This window comes from Paraburkholderia caballeronis (assembly GCF_900104845.1).
Classification (GTDB): Bacteria; Pseudomonadota; Gammaproteobacteria; order Burkholderiales; family Burkholderiaceae; genus Paraburkholderia; species Paraburkholderia caballeronis.
Window position 1 is genome coordinate 52,063 of record NZ_FNSR01000003.1, and the last position, 18,554, is coordinate 70,616.

The window sequence follows — 18,554 nt, forward strand, 5'->3', positions numbered from 1 at the left end:
GCCGAATCGCCGTTGATGTCGATCAAACGCGAAGCAGACGCGCGGCACGCTCACTCCATATGCATGCCGCCGTTCACCGCGATGTCCGCGCCGGTCACGAACGCCGCATCGTCCGAGCACAGGAACGCGATCAGCGCCGCGACCTCGTCCGGCTTGCCGAGGCGGCCGACCGGAATCTGCGGCAGGATCCGCGACTCCAGCACGTCGTGCGGCACCGCCTCGACCATCGCGGTCGCGAGATAACCCGGCGACACCGTGTTCACCGTCACGCCTTTCCGCGCGACTTCGAGCGCGAGCGCCTTCGTGAAACCGTGCAACCCCGCCTTCGCGGCCGAATAGTTCGCCTGGCCATACGCCCCGCGCGAGCCGTTCACCGAGCCGATGTTCACGATGCGGCCGAAGCCGCGCCCGATCATTCCCGGCAGGAACGGCTTCGTCACGTTGAACGCGCTGTCGAGATTCGTGTGCAGCACCGCGTCCCAGTCCGCCTTCGACATCTTCGCGAACGTCGCGTCGTGCGTGACGCCGGCGTTGTTGACCAGCACGTCGACCCGGCCATACGTTTCGAGCACGTGCTGCGCGCATTGCGCGCACGAGTCGAAGTCCGACACGTCGACCGCGAACGTGCGAAACGTCCGGCCCGCCTCCCGTTCCGCCGCGAGCCAGCGTTCGACGTGATCGTTGTGCGTCGAATGCGATACGGCGACTTCCATTCCGCTGTCGCGAAGCCGGCGGCTGATCGCGCTGCCGAGTCCGCCCATTCCGCCCGTCACGAAGGCGACGCGTGTTGTCTGCATGATGCTCTCCTCGTTGAATGCCGGATCGTCCGCGCGGGCGCAATGCTCGCCGCGCGGACGGCTTCGGTGGCGCGCGCCGCGGACGATCGCGGCGCGCGCTGTCTCCTCACTCGACGACCAGATCGTCGACGACCGCGCGCACGCCCGGCGCCGACCACGCGGCGCCGCGCGCGACCGCGCGCTCAGCATGAGAGTGCACCGTGCCGGTGAGCGTGACCGTGCCCTCACGCACGGTCACGCCGATATGCTTCGCCTCGCGCGCCGCGTGCCGCTGCATCGCGCCGCGAATCTGCGCGCCGATCGTCTCGGGCTCGATCGTGCGCTGCACCACGACCCGGTTCACGACGTCGATCACGCCGCGCAACTGCGAGATCGAACGCGCGGCCATCTCGGCCTGCCAGTTCCATTCGACTTCGCCGGTCAGCGTCACGTGGCCGTTCTCGACCTGCACGTGCACCGCGTTCTCGGTGAGGCCGACGGTCCAGTGCAGGATCGAGCGCGCGACGTTCGCGATGTCCTCGTCGGTCCGCACGTCGTGGCCCGGCAGACGCACGGCCATTTCGACGACCACCGCGCGCACGCCGTCGATGCGCTGCGCGGCGCGCTCGGCGGCGAGCTTTTCGGCATAGCTCGCCGGGTGGCCGGACAGCGTGACCACGCGGTCCGTCACCTCGACGCCGATGTTCGACGCATTCACCGCCGGCTCCCATTCCAGTTCTTCCTCGACATCGTGCTTCAACTGCAGATCGGTTTTCATCGTCGGCTCCCGAGAATGACGCCGGACACGCAGCGCCGTCGTTGAGTCGAGCTTTGCACTGCGCCGCCGGGCCGCGGCTGATCCAGGTCAACGGCGGCCGGATGCGGGCCTCTATCTTCGAACTGCGCGTGCGAGCACGTCGCGACGCGCGCGTTTCGCGTTTCGTTTCGCTTCGACCACCGGAGACCACTATGACCGGGATTCCGCCGCTCACCTACGAACCGTCGCCCGCGTTGCCCGCTCCACCGGGCGGAGACACGCCGGCCGTCGTGGACCTGCCGCCGCCGCGCAGCGCCGCGGGCGCGCCGCTGCTGGCGGCGCTCGCGCGGCGCGCGAGCGCCGCACGTTCTCGATGGAGCCGCTCGACATGGCGACGCTCGGCGAACTGCTGTGGGCCGCGGACGGCGTGAACCGTCCGGCCGACGGCGGCCGCACCGCGCCGTCCGCGCATGCGTTCAACGAGATCGACATCTATGTCGCGCTGCCGCACGGCGTCTATCGCTACGAGCCGACGCGGCACCAGTTGGTGCTGAAACACGCGGTGGACGCGCGCAACCTGACCGGCTATCAGGACTACGTCGGCCGCGCGCCGCTCGATCTCGTGTACGTGATCCGGACGGCGAAGCTGCTCCACGCGCCGCCGCAACTGCGCGAGACGTTCGCGGCAGTCGCGGCCGGCGCGATCGCGCAGAACGTGTCGCTGTACTGCGCGTCGGAGGGGCTGGCGACGGTCGTGCGCGGGTGGATCGACCACCGCGCGCTCGCGGATGCGCTGAAGCTCAACGAGGACGAACTGCCGATCCTCGCGCAGACGGTCGGCAGGCCGGGGGTGGCGTAGCCGGCTTGAGGAAAGGAAAGGCGCGGGATGCTGCCGGAAGCGAAGGAGCAACCCGCGCCCGACACACGCGGGCATGTCCTACTGCGCCGCGCCCATGCTCCGGCGAAAATCCAGCGCGGCATCGTACAGCCGCTGCGCGCATTCGCGATACAGCGGGCCGGGGCCGCCGTCGGTGTCGTACATGCCGCGGCAGATTCCCTTCAGCCGGATGATCGTCACGCCGTCACTCACGGTCCGTTCCGCGCGCAACGACGCGACGCCGTACTGATGCGGCTCGCCGGTTTCGATCGTGCTCGCGTCGGCGCTTTCGACCCTCGTCGCGGAGTGCTGGTCGATGAAGTCGCGCGTATGCGTCCAGCGGGTATCGCAATCGCGCGGCGTCGAACACGACAGCGACGCGACGATCCGCGCGGCCTCCAGCTTCTGCTCGGTGCGGCGAAATTCGTCCGGCGGCACCGACGACGCGCAGGCCGCCACGGTCAGCATCGCGGCCGACGCGGCGGCAAGCGCGCTTGCGCGCGGGAGGAAACGCAGTCGGCACATGCGAGAAACCGCGCCGCGTCCGGTCCGGACTTCCGTTCGTGTATTCATGCGTGCAGCGGCAGGCCCGGCCGCGCGAGGCGCGTCGGGCGGTCCATCGAACACGGGGCCGCTCGCGCGGCCCCGCTCCCTTGCGCCGTTGCGGCGGCTCGCCCGCCGATCCGCCCGACACCGGAAAACCACCGCCGCGCGACGCATCGAGCAGGCGTCATCGTCATCCGATGCCGGCCACCGGAGACCCGACGCGAACGCCGGGCCGTCCGCTCACTCCGCATGCGCGGCGCGCTTGCCGCTGCCGGCGTTCGCCTCGGCCGCGTCGTCGTGCATGTCGTCGTGCATGTCGTCGTGCGCCGCGTCGCGCTCGCGGCCGGCTGGGGCCAGCGCGCCGAACGACGCCCACCACGGCGCTTCCCACGCGGCGACGCAGCCGCGGCACGCGCCGCGCATCACCGCGCCCAGTTCGCTCTGGCCATGCGCGAAACCAGCCACGCTGTCCTGCCAGATCGCGATGTTCGCCGCCATGCACTCGCGCATCAGCCCCTGATACGCGAGCGCATACGCATTCCAGTCGCGCGCGGCGGACAACGTATCCCACGCATGGCCCACGCGGCCGTGGCTGATTTCCAGTGAAGTCGGGTTGTCGGTAAACATGATCGTGTTCCTCGATCGGTATTCCGGCCGCCGCCCGGACCCGGCAGCCGGACCGTTATGCACAGGCCCGGGACATGGTCGTTCCATCAATAGCGTCAGGCGCCCGCGGCGGTGTCGGTGCCGCGCACCATCAGCACCGGCACGGTCGTGATGCGCAGAAACCGCTCGGCGACGCTGCCGAGCATCATCCGCTTCAGCCCGCGCCGGCCGTGCGTGCCCATCACGACGAGATCCGCGCCGTAGCGGTCGGCGCAGCGTTTCAGGCAGGTCGGCACGTCGTCGGCGACGGATTCGGTCTCCGCCAGCTCGGTGTCGCCCTTCATCCCCATCCGCGCGATCGCGTTCTGCGCGTTCTCCAGCACCTTCGCGCTGTCCTTGCGCGCCGCGTCGATCAGCGCGCCCGGATCGTAGTAGCCCGCATACGGCAGGAACGGCACCTGGTCGACCACGCACACGACGCGCAGGTCGCCCTGCGTCACGGACGCCATCCGCAGCGCCTCGTCGAGCGCCTCGACCGATGTGTCGCTGCCGTCCATCGCGACAAGTATCTTCTTGTACATCTGCGACTCCTTATCGACGCCCTGGCGTGCCGCGCGGCGCGCGCCGCAGGGCCATGGGAAACGGCGCGAGGCCGTGGTTTCATCATCATCGCAGACGACCGGCCACGCTTGACGTGAATCAACCATTCAGGGCGGCACGTCGGCGCGGCCGGCATGCGGCCAGGCTGCCCCCGGCTTCCCGCGACGACTTGCGGGACCGGCCCGCCCAAGGCAGCATAGGCATCCCGCACGGCAGGTCAGCACCAGACCGACCGCTTACATAAACGAAAGAAATTTCGACTGGAGACTCCGATGGCGACCGCCACCCCTATTTCCGCCGCCCGCCCTGGGCCGCAACCGCCGTCCGGCGCGAGCGCCGCCGCGCTGCCCGACGCGGGCTCGATCGCCGCGCGGCTCGACCGCCTGCCGTCCACGCGCACCATCTGGAAACTCGTCGCGCTGTTGAGCCTCGGCTTCTTCTTCGAGCTGTACGACCTGCTGTACACCGGCTACGTCGCGCCGGGGCTCGTGAAAAGCGGCATCCTGACGACCACCACGCACGGCCTGTTCGGCACCACCGGCGTCGCAAGCTTCATCGCCGCGCTGTTCGCGGGCCTGTTCGTCGGCACGATCGCGTGCGGCTTCCTCGCGGACCGCTTCGGCCGCCGCGCGGTGTTCACGTGGTCGCTGCTGTGGTACTCGGCCGCGAACGCCGTGATGGCGTTCCAGGACACCGCCGCCGGCCTGAACTTCTGGCGCTTCGTCGCGGGCGTCGGGATCGGCGTCGAGCTGGTCACGATCGGCACCTATATTTCAGAGCTGGTGCCGCGCCACATCCGCGGCCGCGCGTTCGCGTGCGAGCAGGCGGTCGGCTTCCTGTCGGTGCCGGTCGCCGCGTTCCTCGCGTTCCTGCTGGTGCCGCACGCGCCGTTCGGTCTCGACGGCTGGCGCTGGGTCGTGCTGATCGGCGTCGTCGCGGCCGGCTTCGTCTGGTGGATCCGCCGCCAGTTGCCGGAAAGCCCGCGCTGGCTCGCGCAGCAGGGCCGGCTCGCGGAGGCCGACCGCGTGATGGCCGACCTCGAAGCGAAGGTCGAGGCCGAGTCGGGCCAGCCGCTGCCGCCGCCCGCGCCGCCCGAGCCGGTGCTCCCGCGCGGCAGCTTCCGCGACATGTGGGTGCCGCCGTACCGCAACCGCACGATCATGCTGGTCGTGTTCAATGCGTTGCAGACCGTCGGTTTCTACGGTTTCGCGAACTGGGTGCCGACGCTGCTGATCCAGCAGGGCATCACGATCACGACCGGCCTGCTGTATTCGAGCCTGATCGCGATCGCCGCGCCGGTCGGGCCGATCATCGGCCTCTTCATCGGCGACCGGATCGAGCGCAAGACCGCGATCGTCGTGACGGCCGGCGTGATCGTCGTCGCCGGCCTCGCGTTCAGCCAGACGAAGAATCCGGCGCTGCTGGTCGGCCTCGGCATCTGCCTGACACTCGCGAGCAACATCATGTCGTACAGCTTCCACGCGTATCAGGCGGAACTGTTCCCGACCGCGATCCGCGCGCGGGCCGTCGGCTTCGTTTATTCGTGGAGCCGCTTCTCGGCGATCTTCACCGCGTTCCTGATCGCGTCGGTGCTGCGCGGCTTCGGCACGACCGGCGTGTTTACGCTGATCGGCGGCGCGATGGCCGGCGTGATGCTGGTGATCGGCCTGATGGGGCCGCGCACGAACGGGCTCGCGCTCGAAAAGATCGCGCACTGATCCGCGCCGTAGCGGAAACCGGGCCGGCGCGTCGTGCCCGCGCCACGCCCGGTCCGCCTCGCCCTCGCGCGGCGAAGGTCCGCGCGCCGCCTTGGGGACGGCCCGAATGACGGTTCCGGCAACGGCGGAAACCGCCGTTCCGGCACCCGCGCATCGGTCCCCCAATGCCGGTTTCTGTTGCCTCGGCCGCCGGAACGCACTACCATACGCGGCTTGCCCAGCATTGCACGAAGATCAGCGCCGCCTCGCACTATGCCCGAGGGCGTTCGCCCGGCGCGGGTACGGCCATTCGCCTCCGCCCCTTTCCCCTGCAATCTCATTGTCGCCGGCAGGCCGCGCAGCCTGTCGCGAAACCGTTTGTGTCCCTGCCCGGTCGAGTCGGGCAGGTTTCCAGGAGAATGGATTGACCAGCCATGATCGTGAAGACCCGCGGCCGACCACGGCGCGGCCGTCCCGCCGTGGAGCGAAAGACAAAACCGCCGAAGTCGCGTCGCCCGAGTCCGCCTCGCAGCTCGAAACGCGCCAGCACCAGATGCGCGCGCTCATCAAGCTGGGCCGCGAACGCGGCTACCTGACCCACGCCGACATCAACGACCACCTGCCGGACAACTTCGCGCAGACCGCCGCCCTCGAAACGATCGTCGCGACGTTCAACGACATGGGCGTGCAGGTATACGAGCAGGCGCCCGACGCCGAGGCGCTGCTGCTCGGCGAAGGCTCGACCACCGCGTCGCAGGACGAGGAAGCGGACGAGGAAGTCGAAGTCGCGCTGTCCACCGTCGATTCGGAGTTCGGCCGCACGACCGACCCGGTCCGCATGTACATGCGCGAGATGGGTTCGAGCGAGCTGCTGACGCGCGCCGGCGAAATCGAGGTCGCGAAGCGGATCGAGGACGGCCTGCACGAGATGATCCAGGCGATCTCGATGTGCCCGTCGATCGTCGCGTCGATCCTCTCGGACGCCGCGCGGGTCGAGGCCGGCGAGTTGCGCATCGACGAGCTGGTCGACGGCGTCGGCCAGGAGTCGGCGTCCGCCGACGAGGCCGCGCCGGCCGAGACCGACGCCGACGTCGAAATCGACGCGCAGGCCGCCGAGGAAGAAAGCGACGGCGACGACAGCGACGACGACATCGACGGCAGCGACGCGAGCAAGGCGAACGAAGCGCTGCTCGAACAGCTGAAGGCGGACAGCCTCGCGGTGTTCGCGCGCGTGCGCGCGCTGTTCTCGCAGCTGTCGCACACCACCGACGAGAACGCGCGCGCGTCCGCCGCGGATATCCGCATTCACGAAGAGATCCAGCGCGAACTCGCGCCGATCCGCTTCACCGCGCGCACGATCGACCGGCTGTGCCAGGAACTGCACGCGCAGGTTGCGCAGATCCGCGCGATCGAGCGGAACGTCCTGCAGATCGCGGTGGACCGCTGCGGGATGCCGCGCGAAGCGTTCGTCGAGTCGTTCCCGGGCGAGGAAACCGACCTCGACTGGACGACCCGCATCGCGGCCAAACCGGCCGCCGCGCGCTACGGCGCGTCGCTCGAACGCAGCCTGCCGGCGATCCAGGCCGAACAGCGCAAGCTCGCGGACATCGAAGCGGCCGCGTCGCTGTCGCTGAAGCAGATCAAGGAGATCAACCGGCGCATGACGGTCGCCGAGTCGAAGATGCGCCAGGCGAAGGACGAGATGGTCCGCGCGAACCTGCGCCTCGTGATCTCGATCGCGAAGAAGTACGTGAACCGCGGCATGCAGTTCCTCGACCTGATCCAGGAAGGCAACATCGGCCTGATGAAGGCGGTGGACAAGTTCGAGTACCGGCGCGGCTGGAAATTCTCGACCTACGCGACGTGGTGGGTCCGCCAGGCCGTCACGCGCGCGCTCGCGGACCAGGCGCGCACGATCCGCGTGCCGGTGCACATGATCGAGACGATCAACAAGCTGAACCGGATCTCGCGCGAGATCCTGCAGCAGACCGGCATGGAAGCGCATCCGGCCGAGCTGGCCGAGCGCATGGGGATGACCGAGGAGAAGGTGCGCGGCATCCTGAAGATCGCGAAGCAGCCGGTGTCGCTCGAAAGCCCGGTCGGCGACGACGGCGACGCGACGCTCGGCGACATGATTGAGGATTCGTCGTCGAGTTCGCCGGCCGACGCGGCGATCCACGCGGACATGCGCGCGGCGATCGACGAGGCGCTGAAGGCGCTGTCGCCGCGTGAGGCGAAGGTGCTGCGGATGCGCTACGGCATCGACACGCCGTCGGACCACACGCTGGAAGAAGTCGGCAAGCAGTTCGACGTGACGCGAGAGCGGATCCGCCAGATCGAAAGCAAGGCGATGCGCAAGCTGATGCACCCGAGCCGCGCGGACAAGCTGCGGCCGTTCCTCGAACGGTAAGCCGGTCACGGCTCAGGCTCGATAAAAAGCCCGCCGCTTCATGCGGCGGGCTTTTTTTCTGGCGCGCGATTTTCGATTGCTGTGAACGAACAATAAAGTCTGACACGAGACAATATAGTTAGACACAAACTGTTTGCGCGCCGTTACCCTCCTGCCGCTCATTCAACGGAGCTGGCATGCGGGCAAGACGTTTCAGGACACAGCAAGACATCGAGCGGTATGTGGCCCAAGGCTATGGGCATGGCGTCGGCGCAGGATACAAGCCATGGCTTCGCGTGCAGGATGTTCCGTCACGCGGACGTTCGCGAAAGGTCCATGGGCTCAAGACTGGGCGCATTCATCACGTGCTCTCCGATCTTGAGTATCGCTATCTTGCCGCGCTCGAATTTTCAGAGCGCGTTGTCGATATCCGCGAACAGTTCCCTCTTCTTCCGGTTGCATCGGTCCAGGATATCGCCCGTCGACGTGGCATCCGCTATCCACTTTATGCAGGGACGACCGTGCCTTTCGTGATGACGACCGATTTCGTCGTCACCGTAAAATCAGACGACGGTTCGGTTCGCGAGTTCGCGCGAACGGTCAATTTGATGATCTGGTGGTTCACCGGTCGCGCCTGGGCGAGAGGCGCTGGCTTCACCAGATTGAACAGATCGCGAGCACTCATTTCGTCGGCATGCTGACCATCGACGAACTGCAGCATCTGCGTGTGGCGAAGACCGGTGGCAAGGAAAACATGCTCAACTTCTTTGTGAACCTCATCAACAGCATCGGCATACCGGTCGTGTTCGTTGGCACAAATTCGATGATCGACCTCTTCTCGGATGTGATGCGCAACGCAAGGCGCGCCACAGGACTCGGGCTGAGCGACTTCAGGCAGCCGGCGAGTGACGATCCGGCATGGGCGCTCCTGGTGGACGCTGCATGGCAGTACCAGTGGATTCGCCATGCAGAGCCACTGACCGTCGAGCCGCGCAATGTGCTGTACGACCTGGCGCAAGGCGTGACGGACATCCTGATCAAGCTGCTCGTGCTCGCCCAGCGGCACGCGATCCATACGGGCGAAGAACGCCTGACGGCCAGACTGTTGCGCACCATCGCCGACACACGGATGCAGTTGCTTAAACCAGCGCTGGATGCACTGCGTAGCGGCGACACCACGCGCATGGCGAAATTCGAGGATCTGCTTCCACCCGACACCCAGATTGCCGCGATGATGGGAGTGATCGACAGGGACGCGCGCGTGCCGTCACAGCTGTCGACGCTTCGTAATATGCGGCGACCGGTCGCCGCAAGCGCTGTGCCATCTTCGCCGGAAGTGGGCGAAATGACCCGAAATCCAGCGACCAGCACTGCGAACGCTGGAGAGCGGATTCCGTCCGAAGCACGCGCCTTTGCCGCGCATGAAGCACCGCTTGTTGCATTACGGGACGCCGGATGGCTGCTGGAAGATGCTCTTGAATTTTCGACGGCATATGCTGCCTCATGACTTCGAGGCCGGCACTCCTGTTTTTTGTTCCGTCGCTGCCTGACGAGACCATCCAGTCGCGCGTTGCCCGACATCACGTGCTGTCGGGCAACCGGGTCGAGGCAGAGACATTTCTGGACCTGTTTGGCAGCACCCCGTTTGCGTTGGAGCAAATCGTGTCGCCGCCGATACTGCATCTTGCGGATCGCACGGGTCACAGTTCGCCTGCGGCACGGCAAAAGCTTCTGGAACAGAATACGCTGTGGCCGCTGTTCGAGCCATTTCTGGCCGGCGGGCCACAATCCACTGCCACAGACATTGGCGCCATGGTGAGTCGGCTACCTCGCCGCGTCGTCGGGCATCACGGAGAAGCGCGGTTGTGTCCAGCATGCGTGAAAGAGGACGTTCATGCGTTTGGCATGGTTACTGGCACCGTGCCCACCACGTGCCGGGCGGCAGCGTGTGTTGGCGACACGGCGGGCGCTTGCTGTCGAGCTGCCCTCAATGTCGTCGACCGTTCCAGTTTCGCGCACGTCTGCTGCGTCAACCGTGGCACGCCTGCCACTGTGGCTGGCACGTGGAAGGCGCGGAAGACACGAGTGCGTTGGACCTGCGGGGCATGCTTGATTACGCGCGTTTCGCCCACGATCTGCTTGATTACCCGTTGGGTCAGGTAGGCCGCTATCGCCTGCGTGCTGCGTATCAGAGCCGTATTCGCGAATTGGGCTTCGGATGGGGATCGCAGGTACAGGCGAAAGCCTTCCAGGAACACTTGATCGGAGAATTGGGTGACGCCTTTCTTTCCGCGATAGATCCGGCGTTCGCCTCAAAGAGGATGAGCTTCTGGATACGCTTGACAGGTGGCGACAGCACCACCTGGGATATGCCGATTACCCGGCACCTGCTGCTGGCGATGTATCTTTTTGGTACGCGAGACAAGTTTGCGCTTGCCCTGCAACGAGTGTCCGATGAGGATGCAGTTCGCGGCACGAGGGCGGCTGAGTCCCATTCTGTGCGTTCCGTGGCGTTGCCTTCATCCACACCACGTGCAGCGCACCAGGGCCGGATACGGGACGAGCTAACAAAAAATCCGAAAACGACGCTTGAAGACCTGTGGCGCAGAACGAATCTGCATCACATCGTGGCTCTACGAGCATGACCGGAAATGGCTTATTGAAACGCTCTCAGCGCCGAGAACGGACGGAGCGAGCCGAAGGTCGTCTGCAGAAACAGCGTCACCGGACGACGAGCGTTTTGCAGCGCACGTGGACACGGTCGCCGCCGAGTTACTCGCACGGTCCGGCAAACCGCAACAGGTGACGAAGGAGCGCATGCTCGCAGCGCTCCCTGTGTCTGTCGCGGACACGCCCCGGCACCGCGAGCGATATCCACGCACGCTCAAGCGGGTTATCGACAACCGGGAGTCGACGTGGCACTTCAGGGCAAGGCGGTTGTGGTGGGCATATGCCGTGCTGGGCGCACGGGGAGACGCACCTCCAATGATCGAAGCTGTAGTTCTGTCCGGTGTAGGACTATACGCTGCCCAGGCAATCATCGAATACTGTGGATGGGAGCACTTGTTACCACTGGCTCCAAATATCGATGTGCTGGAAAAACTGTCCGGAGCGGGAATCACGATCAAATGGGATGGTCCCCCTGCGTGGCGAGGTCAGGCTATTGGCGGCCGGGCATATCGACGCCGGAAATGAGGCGGATCAAGAATGATCGAGCGCGGCAGTCTGCGCTAACACGTTCGCTGAAAATGCGTAGTAGGTACCCCTTCCACGCGATCGCGAATCTCATTACCACTCAATCGCATCTCGAAAAACAAGATTGGTCAATCTCTGATATTGATTGACATAAACGTTGATTAATTCCGACGTCTCTGTTCAATCTGATTGACGCTTTTCTGTTGCAACCCCTAAATTTCGGTGCCGATAGCTGCGAAAGCAACGACCTCACCTCGTGCCTTTCAACCGGAATGGGATGTGTGAATGAATGCTGTGACCAAAAGCTTCACCGACGCGCTGCGCCACCCGAGCGCGCGTTTGAGCCAGCGTCTGCGGGTCTGGGTCGGGATTCTCGAACACGACTTTGACGTGGTCAAGTTCCGGGTGCGCGGGGGATTCTGCAAGGACTATACGGCGGATGTGACGGTGACTTCGTCGCAGCTCGATCTCGACGGCAAGCAGTACGTCGGACGGCGTGCCGGGCTGCAGGTCGATGAGCGCGTGGCCGTGCCCTCGGTCAGCTATGTCGAATCCGTCGATCATGAAGCCGCCACTTTCAATGGCGTGATCACGCGTATCGAGCGTATCGGCGTGAGCCGCGACGAAGCGACCTACCGGCTGCGCATCGAGCCGCGCTTCGCCGCTCTCTGCAAGCGGATCATCAAGTCCGATACCTTCAAGGACGTGACGCTGCAGGAAATGATCCGGCAGGCGCTGGTTGATCGCAAGAACTTCGACGCCTTTGACGTGGAGTTCCAGATCGAAGGGCTGCTGGAGAAGATGGAACAGGTGGTGATGTATGAGGAATCCTTGTGGAATTTCATCACCCGGCACTGCCGTCGCAAGGGCGTTTTCTGGTTCTACAAGCAGGGGCGCGGCAAGAATGGCCAGCTCGACACGATTGTCTTTGCCAACAATCCGCGCGCCTATATCCGTTCGGTCGAGGTTCCGCTGATCCCGGATTCGGGCCTCTCGGCGGGGTGCCACGAGGCGGTGCTGTCGCTCAATGACGCGCGTACCCTTGTGCCCGCCACAATTGAACTGTACGAGCGCAACTACCGCACGCCGGAAGACCCGTTACGGGCGACGGTAAATGTCTCCAGTGAAGCCGGCGACCGCTCGGTGTTCGGACAGGTCAGCCGTAGCGCAGAGTTCCATCTGACGCAGCAGCAAGGCGAGGCGCTCACGCAGATGCGGCGCGACGAACAGATCGCACGCCAGGTGACGCTTTCCGGCACGACGAACGCCCTGGGCATTGCGCCGGGCGTCGTGATGAAAACGACCAATGTGAAGGTGCCGCGCGCCGAATACGGGTTCGTGATCACGTCGATGGTCATGAAAGGCAGCCGCACGACTCCGGCACACGCCCGCTTCAAGGCGATGCCCGCGCATCTGACGTACCGGCCCAAATTTGACTACGAGCGGGACTGGCGTTTTCTGAAAGGTCCCGTCGTCGGCATTGTGACAACCTTTGATTCGACGCCTTACGGGTGTATGGACGAGCATGGGCGCTATCCCGTCCTGCCGAAGTTCCTGCAGGGCGCGGGCAACACCGACCGGCAACTGCTGAAACTGCGCCTGGTCCGGGTGTCGTCATCGGATCAGGGCGGTTTGCACGCGCCACTGCTGCCGGATACCGAGGTGCTGCTGGAGGGGGCGCACGCGGACGTGGACCGCATGCACATCACCGGAGCCCTGCACGACTATGCCCACCGCGATCCGGTTCGGGGCACCGATGCGTTGTATAGCTATGCCATCTGGCGCTCGCCGTTGCTCGGTGCTGAGGTCGTTTTCAACGATCTGAAGGACAAGGAAAGCGCACGGCTGGCGACAGTGTACAGCCAGTCGGCGGTGAACCTCGGCTATCTGCTCAACAGCAAGAAGCTCCCGCGCGGGACGGGCTACGAGGCGACGACCCAGGCGTGGGCGACCATGCGCGCCGCGAAGGGACTGTTCTTTTCGGCGGACGCAGCAGCCGGTGCCGACACGCCGCACCTGGACATGCCTGCCGCCGTTGCGCAGCTCAAGGCGGCCCTCCAGCGTGTGACGGATCTGGCATCGGCGACCACGCAGGCCGGGGCCGATCCTGCTGATCGGGCCACGCAGTCGGCGCTGCTCGACGGCCTGAACCAGCTGCGCGACGCGGGGCTACTCGCGAGCGCCCCGGGCGGCATGGCGTTCGTGACGCCGAAGTCGATCCAGCACTCAGCGGGGCAGAACGCGATCGTTACGGCTGGCCAGGACATGGACGTGAGCGTCGTCCAGCGCCTGCGCATGGCGGTGGGCGGGATGATCTCGCTGTGCGCGCACAAGCTCGGCATCAACCTCACCGCTGCGAAGGGCAAGTTCACGGCCTCGGCGCTCACTGATGGCATGGATCTGTTCGCGAAGCAGCAGCTCCGCGTTGCCAGCGAAAGCGCAGACATTCAGCTTGCCGCGAAAACGAAGATCGCGCTCAACAGCGGCGGGGCCTCGCTTGAAATCGAGGGCGGCAACATGACGTTCCATTGTCCCGGTGCGTTCACCATCAAGGCGGGCTCGTTCACGTTCGTTGGCCCCGATAACGTGCCGACCCAGTTGCCGTCCCTGCCGAAGAGCAGCCTGAAGATTTCCGACCCGTATTCGTCATCCCATTGAAGCCATGATCATCAGCCCTCCCTTTCTTCCGGCATCGGGCCTGACGGCCAGCGACGCGTCGAAGCCGGACCCCATGATGGACCTCATCGACCAGTTCGAGATCGGCCATCACGGGGCCTGGCCGGTCACCTTCGACCGGCGTTCTCATTGCGCCATCCATCTGAACCCGGGCGAGCAGACGGAACCTGTCCGTGCGATCGCTGATGGAGATGTTGTGGCGTACCGGGTCTGCAAGAACGCCATCTCGGACGGCACGACCGATTCGACGACCGGGCAGCCGGTGCTGAATTCGAATGCTGGCTTCGTTCTGCTGAAGCACAAGACGGATACGGGCGATGGCCGCACGCTCACGTACTACTCGCTCTACATGCACCTGCTGGACATGACCAGCCAGGAGCACATCGTCCCCCAACCTAACGATCCGCCGCAGACTGGCTCGGCGAACGCGCTACCCAGATGGCTGCTCGATACGGCCGGGGGCAAGGATGGCGTTGTCCAGATGGGGGGCACGAAGAAGGTGTACCGCAAGGACATGCTCGGCTACGTCGGCCAGCATCAGGGCGTGGCGCATCTGCACTTCGAAATCTTCATGGCGGACGCCGATTTCACGGCCTGGTTCGACAAGGTACAGATCGGAGTGAAAAAGCCGGCTCAGCCGACCACGGGCGACTACTGGGGGCACAGCTACTTCGTCATTTCTGGCCCGCGAGAGTTCTATCCGCAGCCTGCGGGCATGGATCAGACCTGGTTTCCTCGCGTGCCGGGTGGCTCGCTTGGCGCAGGCGATACGCTCTATGTCGAGGCATGGTTCAACAAGGGGCAGCGGTTTGCGCGCGCGTGGATCGATAGGGGTGGCAGTGGCAACGTGACCCTGCTCACGCCCGACCCCATTGCGGACCCATATGACAACGCCCAAAAACGCTACGAATACGACCTGTATGACCGCGCGATGGCCCTCTATCCGGCGTGCCCGAGTGATGGTTATGAACTGTTGCGGTTTGGGCGCATTCTATCGGACCATCCAACGCTGACGGGGGCGGCGTGTGCCACCTGGATCGCAGTGCCGTTCGACGAGAACGGTACGCTGGGCTATGTCAACATTGCGCCGGATAGCATCAAGAAGCTGTCCGACGCGGATTTCCCGTTCTTTACGGGTTGGCAAAAGGTGGATAGTGACAACACGCCGTTCAACGACGCCGGGCGATGTGATTACGCCACGCTTTGTGGGTTGACCGGTATTCAGGATTCGCTGCCATCAGCACAACCTCTTGAAGCCGATCTGAACAACAACGATGAGGCCAATCTGCAGCTTGCCAGCTATGTGCAGAACACGGATGGAGTGGACGAGAAGCTCAGGGGAATGGTGTTCAAGGCGCGCAGCGAGTGGGATCCGTCCAACAACGAGGAGCGCTACAAGGACCTGAACGACCCATATGGTTTCTTCGGCAAGCAGAAAGATACCAACCCTGATGGGTACACCAAGTTCACCGATTTCCTGAGCAAGTTCCAGTTTCTCGACAAGACGGCGCTTGCCGGGCAACAACTCTGGTTCTTCCATCCGCTGGCATTTATCCGGCATTTCAGAAAGTGCGAGTGGTTCGCTGCCGAGGAAATTGCGCAATGTGTCCCGCGTTCGGTGCTCTCGCTTCACGGAACGCAATTTGTGGCGACAACACGCTCTTGGAATGATTTCTTGGCGCAAGGCAACGCCTGGAAGTCGGAGTTGAACCTGGCTCTGCGTAAGTACCGCATCAGCTCAACAAAGGAAAGGGCGACCCATTTTCTTGCTCAATTGATGGAGGAATCCGGGTGGCTGAAGGCCGTGCGTGAGTACCACGGCGAGGACAGGCCCTATAGCCCGTACTATGGGCGAGGCTTGATTCAGTTGACGCACATGCCGAATTACTCAAAGTACGGTGAATTCAGGAAGTTTCCGGCTGATCCGTCCGTCCCTGCAAAATTTTCAAGTATCAAGTGGAACCCAGATGTATTGATGGCCGATACGAATACGACGTTCAACCGGCATAACTGTGCCGATAGCGCCGCCTTGTATTGGACCTGCAGGAAAATGACCGCGACGGGAACGAACACCATCAAGACAACCGATGCCGGTGGGCTGCAGATCGATACGGCAGTTCAAGCGTCCAAATCCACTAATGGCAATGTGCCCAATCAAAACGTGAATGGCCTTGACCATCGGTTGCAGTCGTTTGTCTACATCAAGTATGTTCTGCTGGATCTGATTGAAGGTGGGTCCTCGGAACAGCTTTCTTTTGTCTGGCGGAGAAGATCGGCAACTGAGACAGTGTTGGACGCGAACGGCGAGCCCGCCTTGGACCCCGTTACGCACCATCCGAAGAAAAGATATATCCCGACCACGCATACGATTCAAGTCTCGCTGGAGAAGCAACGGCCATGAAGAATGTTTTCATCCTGATTTTCTTGCTTTGCTTCTCCGGCTTGGCGTGCGCCTGCGGGACTGATGCGCAACACGAGAAGATGGCAGAAAGGCTGTACGCAGACGCGGAAATGCAGAAATTTGTCTGTGGCGCAACCGATTCGTGCTCCATGGAGGATTTCAAGGCCGGGTTGCAATTTCAAAAACACGAAGAGCGCTTCCGCGGACAGGTCCTTTCGGTGTGTCTAGTTGAGCCGACCTTGACGGCGACCAACTCCTACACAGGAGTATTCGCGGAAAAAAATGGCGAGTACACATTTCAATTTATCTCGTATGGAACCGGCGTCAAGGTCCAGGTCAACAAGGCCGGAATCCCGATGATTCTTGAGTACAGTGTCAGCGATCCAGATAACCCGGACTATTCTCTGAATCAATATTTGTGGAATGGCCAAGCATTTATTTTCTCTCGCACCATGCCGATACATAACTGGTGTTTAAGGCGCGCAGCGAGTGGGATCCGTCCAACAACGAGGAACGCTACAAGGACTTGAACGACCCATATGGTTTCTTCGGCAAGCAGAAAGATACCAACCCGGATGGATACACCAAGTTCACCGATTTCCTGAGCAAGTTTCAGTTTCTGGACAAGACGCCGCTTGCCGGGCAGCAACTTTGGTTTTTCCATCCGCTGGCGTTTATTCGTCACTTTAGGAAGTGCGCGTGGCTTAATGCTCAGGAAATGGCAGAGTGCTTTCCGCGTAGCCTACTGCAGTTAGAGTTGACTCAATTTCGACCATCAAAGTTGGCGTGGAATAGCGCGCTTTCACATGCGGAAAAATGGAATAAATCGTTCAATATTGGGACGAGAAAGTATGGAATTAACTCGATTCGCTTATTTCATTTTTTTGTCGCACGTTATTCCTGAGACTGGCAGACTGAGCCTGGTCAAGGAGATCGGTGGTGAACAAAAATCCTATAGTCCCTATTATGGGCGGGGGCTTATTCAGCTAACACACCTCGAAAATTATGAGCCTTATGGGAATTTTCGAAAATTTCATTCTGGAGTCGTGCCAGAGAAATTCCATGCGCTTGGATGGGACCCTGATGTCTTGATCGCCAAAGATAATAGTGGGGCGCAAAATACTGATAACTGTGTCGATAGTGCTTGTTTTTATGTTGTGAAGCGAAGTGGAATGCTGTCGCACGTGGATGCTGGCGTTACGCAGGACGATGCGATCAAGGCAAGTAAAGATGTTAACGGCTACGTGGCCATTGAAAATCTTAATGGATTGGAGGTTCGTCTTCAATCGGTCGTCTATTTGCGAAACATTCTTACTGATGAGATTTTTAAAAGTGAACAGGTCGCCATAACTTTTGACTGGCGGGGAAACTCCACAAAAGAACCGGTCCTGAATGCGCAGGGTGTTCCTGTTATGGAGGGCCATCCACCGCATCAACACCCGAAAAAGAAATTTTATAAAACGACTCATACCATCAATGCATCTATTGAACGGCAGACTCCCTAATGAAGAAAGTTATTAGCCAGCTATTTGCTATCGCTGTCATATTGCTGCCAGCAGTTGCGCACTGTGAAATTTCAGAGGAGGTATATTGCTTCGATTCTAATGGAGCGGGATCAAAGAATTTCGGCCTTCATGTTTTGTACGATGATGCTGAAAAATGGTCTGGAGCATTTTTGAAGTATCGCGGTGCGAAATCAGCAATAACGTTGGTACCAAAGAGTGAAGAATCGGAAGAGATCAATCCGGGGCGTCCGGATCAGGTGACGACTACGTGGTATGAAGTTTACGGCGGAAAAATCACGGGGGAGTATGAAATGATGAGTCAAGGTGCGAATGTATATTCTATGACGTACAAGAATTACGGGACTCGTAAGCAAATTCCGTTTACTTTTGATCCGGAGGCGTTAGGGAAAAATGGCTCCGAATGCATTTGGTGATGTGACGAAACCTGCTGTTTGATTTCGTTCGATTTGAAGAATATGCGGCGCATTTTTATCGATATGTGCTGAAGTTGCTAAAGGGTTTTCATTAA

Annotated in this window: 16 protein-coding genes and 1 pseudogene; 12 read left to right on the top strand and 5 right to left on the bottom strand. The window is 62.4% G+C overall.

Annotated elements, in window-relative coordinates:
• Positions 1-50 precede the first annotated feature (50 nt).
• A complete protein-coding gene (gene phbB / locus BLV92_RS27085) occupies positions 51-797 on the bottom strand; it encodes an acetoacetyl-CoA reductase (RefSeq protein WP_090553091.1) in 747 nt (248 codons plus the stop codon).
• 106 nt (positions 798-903) lie between these two features.
• Positions 904-1,554 (bottom strand): BON domain-containing protein, encoded by a 651-nt coding sequence (locus tag BLV92_RS27090; RefSeq protein WP_090551601.1) that lies wholly within the window; start codon positions 1,552-1,554, stop codon positions 904-906.
• 191 nt (positions 1,555-1,745) lie between these two features.
• Between BLV92_RS27090 and BLV92_RS27095 the strand changes: the two are divergent.
• Positions 1,746-2,392: pseudogene (locus BLV92_RS27095) on the top strand (nitroreductase family protein).
• A 78-nt stretch (positions 2,393-2,470) separates the two neighbouring features.
• Here the strand turns inward: BLV92_RS27095 and BLV92_RS27100 are convergent.
• From BLV92_RS27100 to BLV92_RS27110, 3 genes are all read right to left on the bottom strand, one after another.
• Entirely contained in the window at positions 2,471-2,935 is a 465-nt protein-coding gene (locus BLV92_RS27100) for a hypothetical protein (protein WP_090551603.1), read from the bottom strand.
• Positions 2,936-3,196: 261 nt separating this feature from the next.
• A complete protein-coding gene (locus tag BLV92_RS27105) occupies positions 3,197-3,583 on the bottom strand; it encodes a hypothetical protein (protein WP_090551605.1) in 387 nt (128 codons plus the stop codon).
• A 95-nt stretch (positions 3,584-3,678) separates the two neighbouring features.
• A complete protein-coding gene (locus BLV92_RS27110) occupies positions 3,679-4,143 on the bottom strand; it encodes a universal stress protein (RefSeq protein ID WP_090551608.1) in 465 nt (154 codons plus the stop codon).
• 291 nt (positions 4,144-4,434) lie between these two features.
• Here BLV92_RS27110 and BLV92_RS27115 point away from each other — a divergent pair, with 291 nt between their 5' ends.
• The 11 genes from BLV92_RS27115 to BLV92_RS27155 all read left to right on the top strand — a co-directional run bounded on the left by BLV92_RS27115 (position 4,435) and on the right by BLV92_RS27155 (position 18,459).
• Positions 4,435-5,880 carry an MFS transporter gene (locus BLV92_RS27115; RefSeq protein WP_090551610.1) on the top strand — a complete coding sequence of 482 codons (1,446 nt, stop codon included), beginning with the start codon at positions 4,435-4,437 and terminating at the stop codon, positions 5,878-5,880.
• A 403-nt stretch (positions 5,881-6,283) separates the two neighbouring features.
• Complete coding sequence (gene rpoD, locus BLV92_RS27120) at positions 6,284-8,269, top strand: RNA polymerase sigma factor RpoD (protein ID WP_244283953.1); 1,986 nt, start codon at positions 6,284-6,286, stop codon at positions 8,267-8,269.
• Positions 8,270-8,445: 176 nt separating this feature from the next.
• Positions 8,446-8,949 carry a TnsA endonuclease N-terminal domain-containing protein gene (locus BLV92_RS32780; protein WP_244283954.1) on the top strand — a complete coding sequence of 168 codons (504 nt, stop codon included), beginning with the start codon at positions 8,446-8,448 and terminating at the stop codon, positions 8,947-8,949.
• Complete coding sequence (locus tag BLV92_RS27130) at positions 8,865-9,755, top strand: AAA family ATPase (protein ID WP_244283955.1); 891 nt, start codon at positions 8,865-8,867, stop codon at positions 9,753-9,755. Before BLV92_RS32780 ends, BLV92_RS27130 begins: the two co-directional genes overlap by 85 nt.
• 598 nt (positions 9,756-10,353) lie before the next feature.
• A complete protein-coding gene (locus BLV92_RS31845) occupies positions 10,354-10,893 on the top strand; it encodes a hypothetical protein (RefSeq protein WP_143040739.1) in 540 nt (179 codons plus the stop codon).
• Positions 10,894-11,728: 835 nt separating this feature from the next.
• Positions 11,729-14,101 (top strand): type VI secretion system Vgr family protein, encoded by a 2,373-nt coding sequence (locus BLV92_RS27135; RefSeq protein ID WP_090551617.1) that lies wholly within the window; start codon positions 11,729-11,731, stop codon positions 14,099-14,101.
• 4 nt (positions 14,102-14,105) lie between these two features.
• Positions 14,106-16,520 (top strand): hypothetical protein, encoded by a 2,415-nt coding sequence (locus BLV92_RS27140; RefSeq protein WP_090551620.1) that lies wholly within the window; start codon positions 14,106-14,108, stop codon positions 16,518-16,520.
• Positions 16,517-17,050, top strand: a complete 534-nt coding sequence (locus BLV92_RS27145) for a hypothetical protein (RefSeq protein ID WP_090551623.1) — start codon at positions 16,517-16,519, stop codon at positions 17,048-17,050. The genes BLV92_RS27140 and BLV92_RS27145 overlap by 4 nt, the downstream gene beginning before the upstream one ends.
• Positions 17,047-17,424: a hypothetical protein gene (locus BLV92_RS31850; RefSeq protein WP_143040740.1), complete on the top strand. Its 378-nt coding sequence runs from the start codon at positions 17,047-17,049 to the stop codon at positions 17,422-17,424. The genes BLV92_RS27145 and BLV92_RS31850 overlap by 4 nt, the downstream gene beginning before the upstream one ends.
• Positions 17,372-18,025, top strand: coding sequence for a lysozyme family protein (locus tag BLV92_RS31855; RefSeq protein ID WP_143040741.1), 654 nt, complete (start codon positions 17,372-17,374; stop codon positions 18,023-18,025). The genes BLV92_RS31850 and BLV92_RS31855 overlap by 53 nt, the downstream gene beginning before the upstream one ends.
• Positions 18,025-18,459, top strand: a complete 435-nt coding sequence (locus tag BLV92_RS27155; protein ID WP_090551628.1) for a hypothetical protein — start codon at positions 18,025-18,027, stop codon at positions 18,457-18,459. The genes BLV92_RS31855 and BLV92_RS27155 overlap by 1 nt, the downstream gene beginning before the upstream one ends.
• Positions 18,460-18,554: the final 95 nt, after the last annotated feature.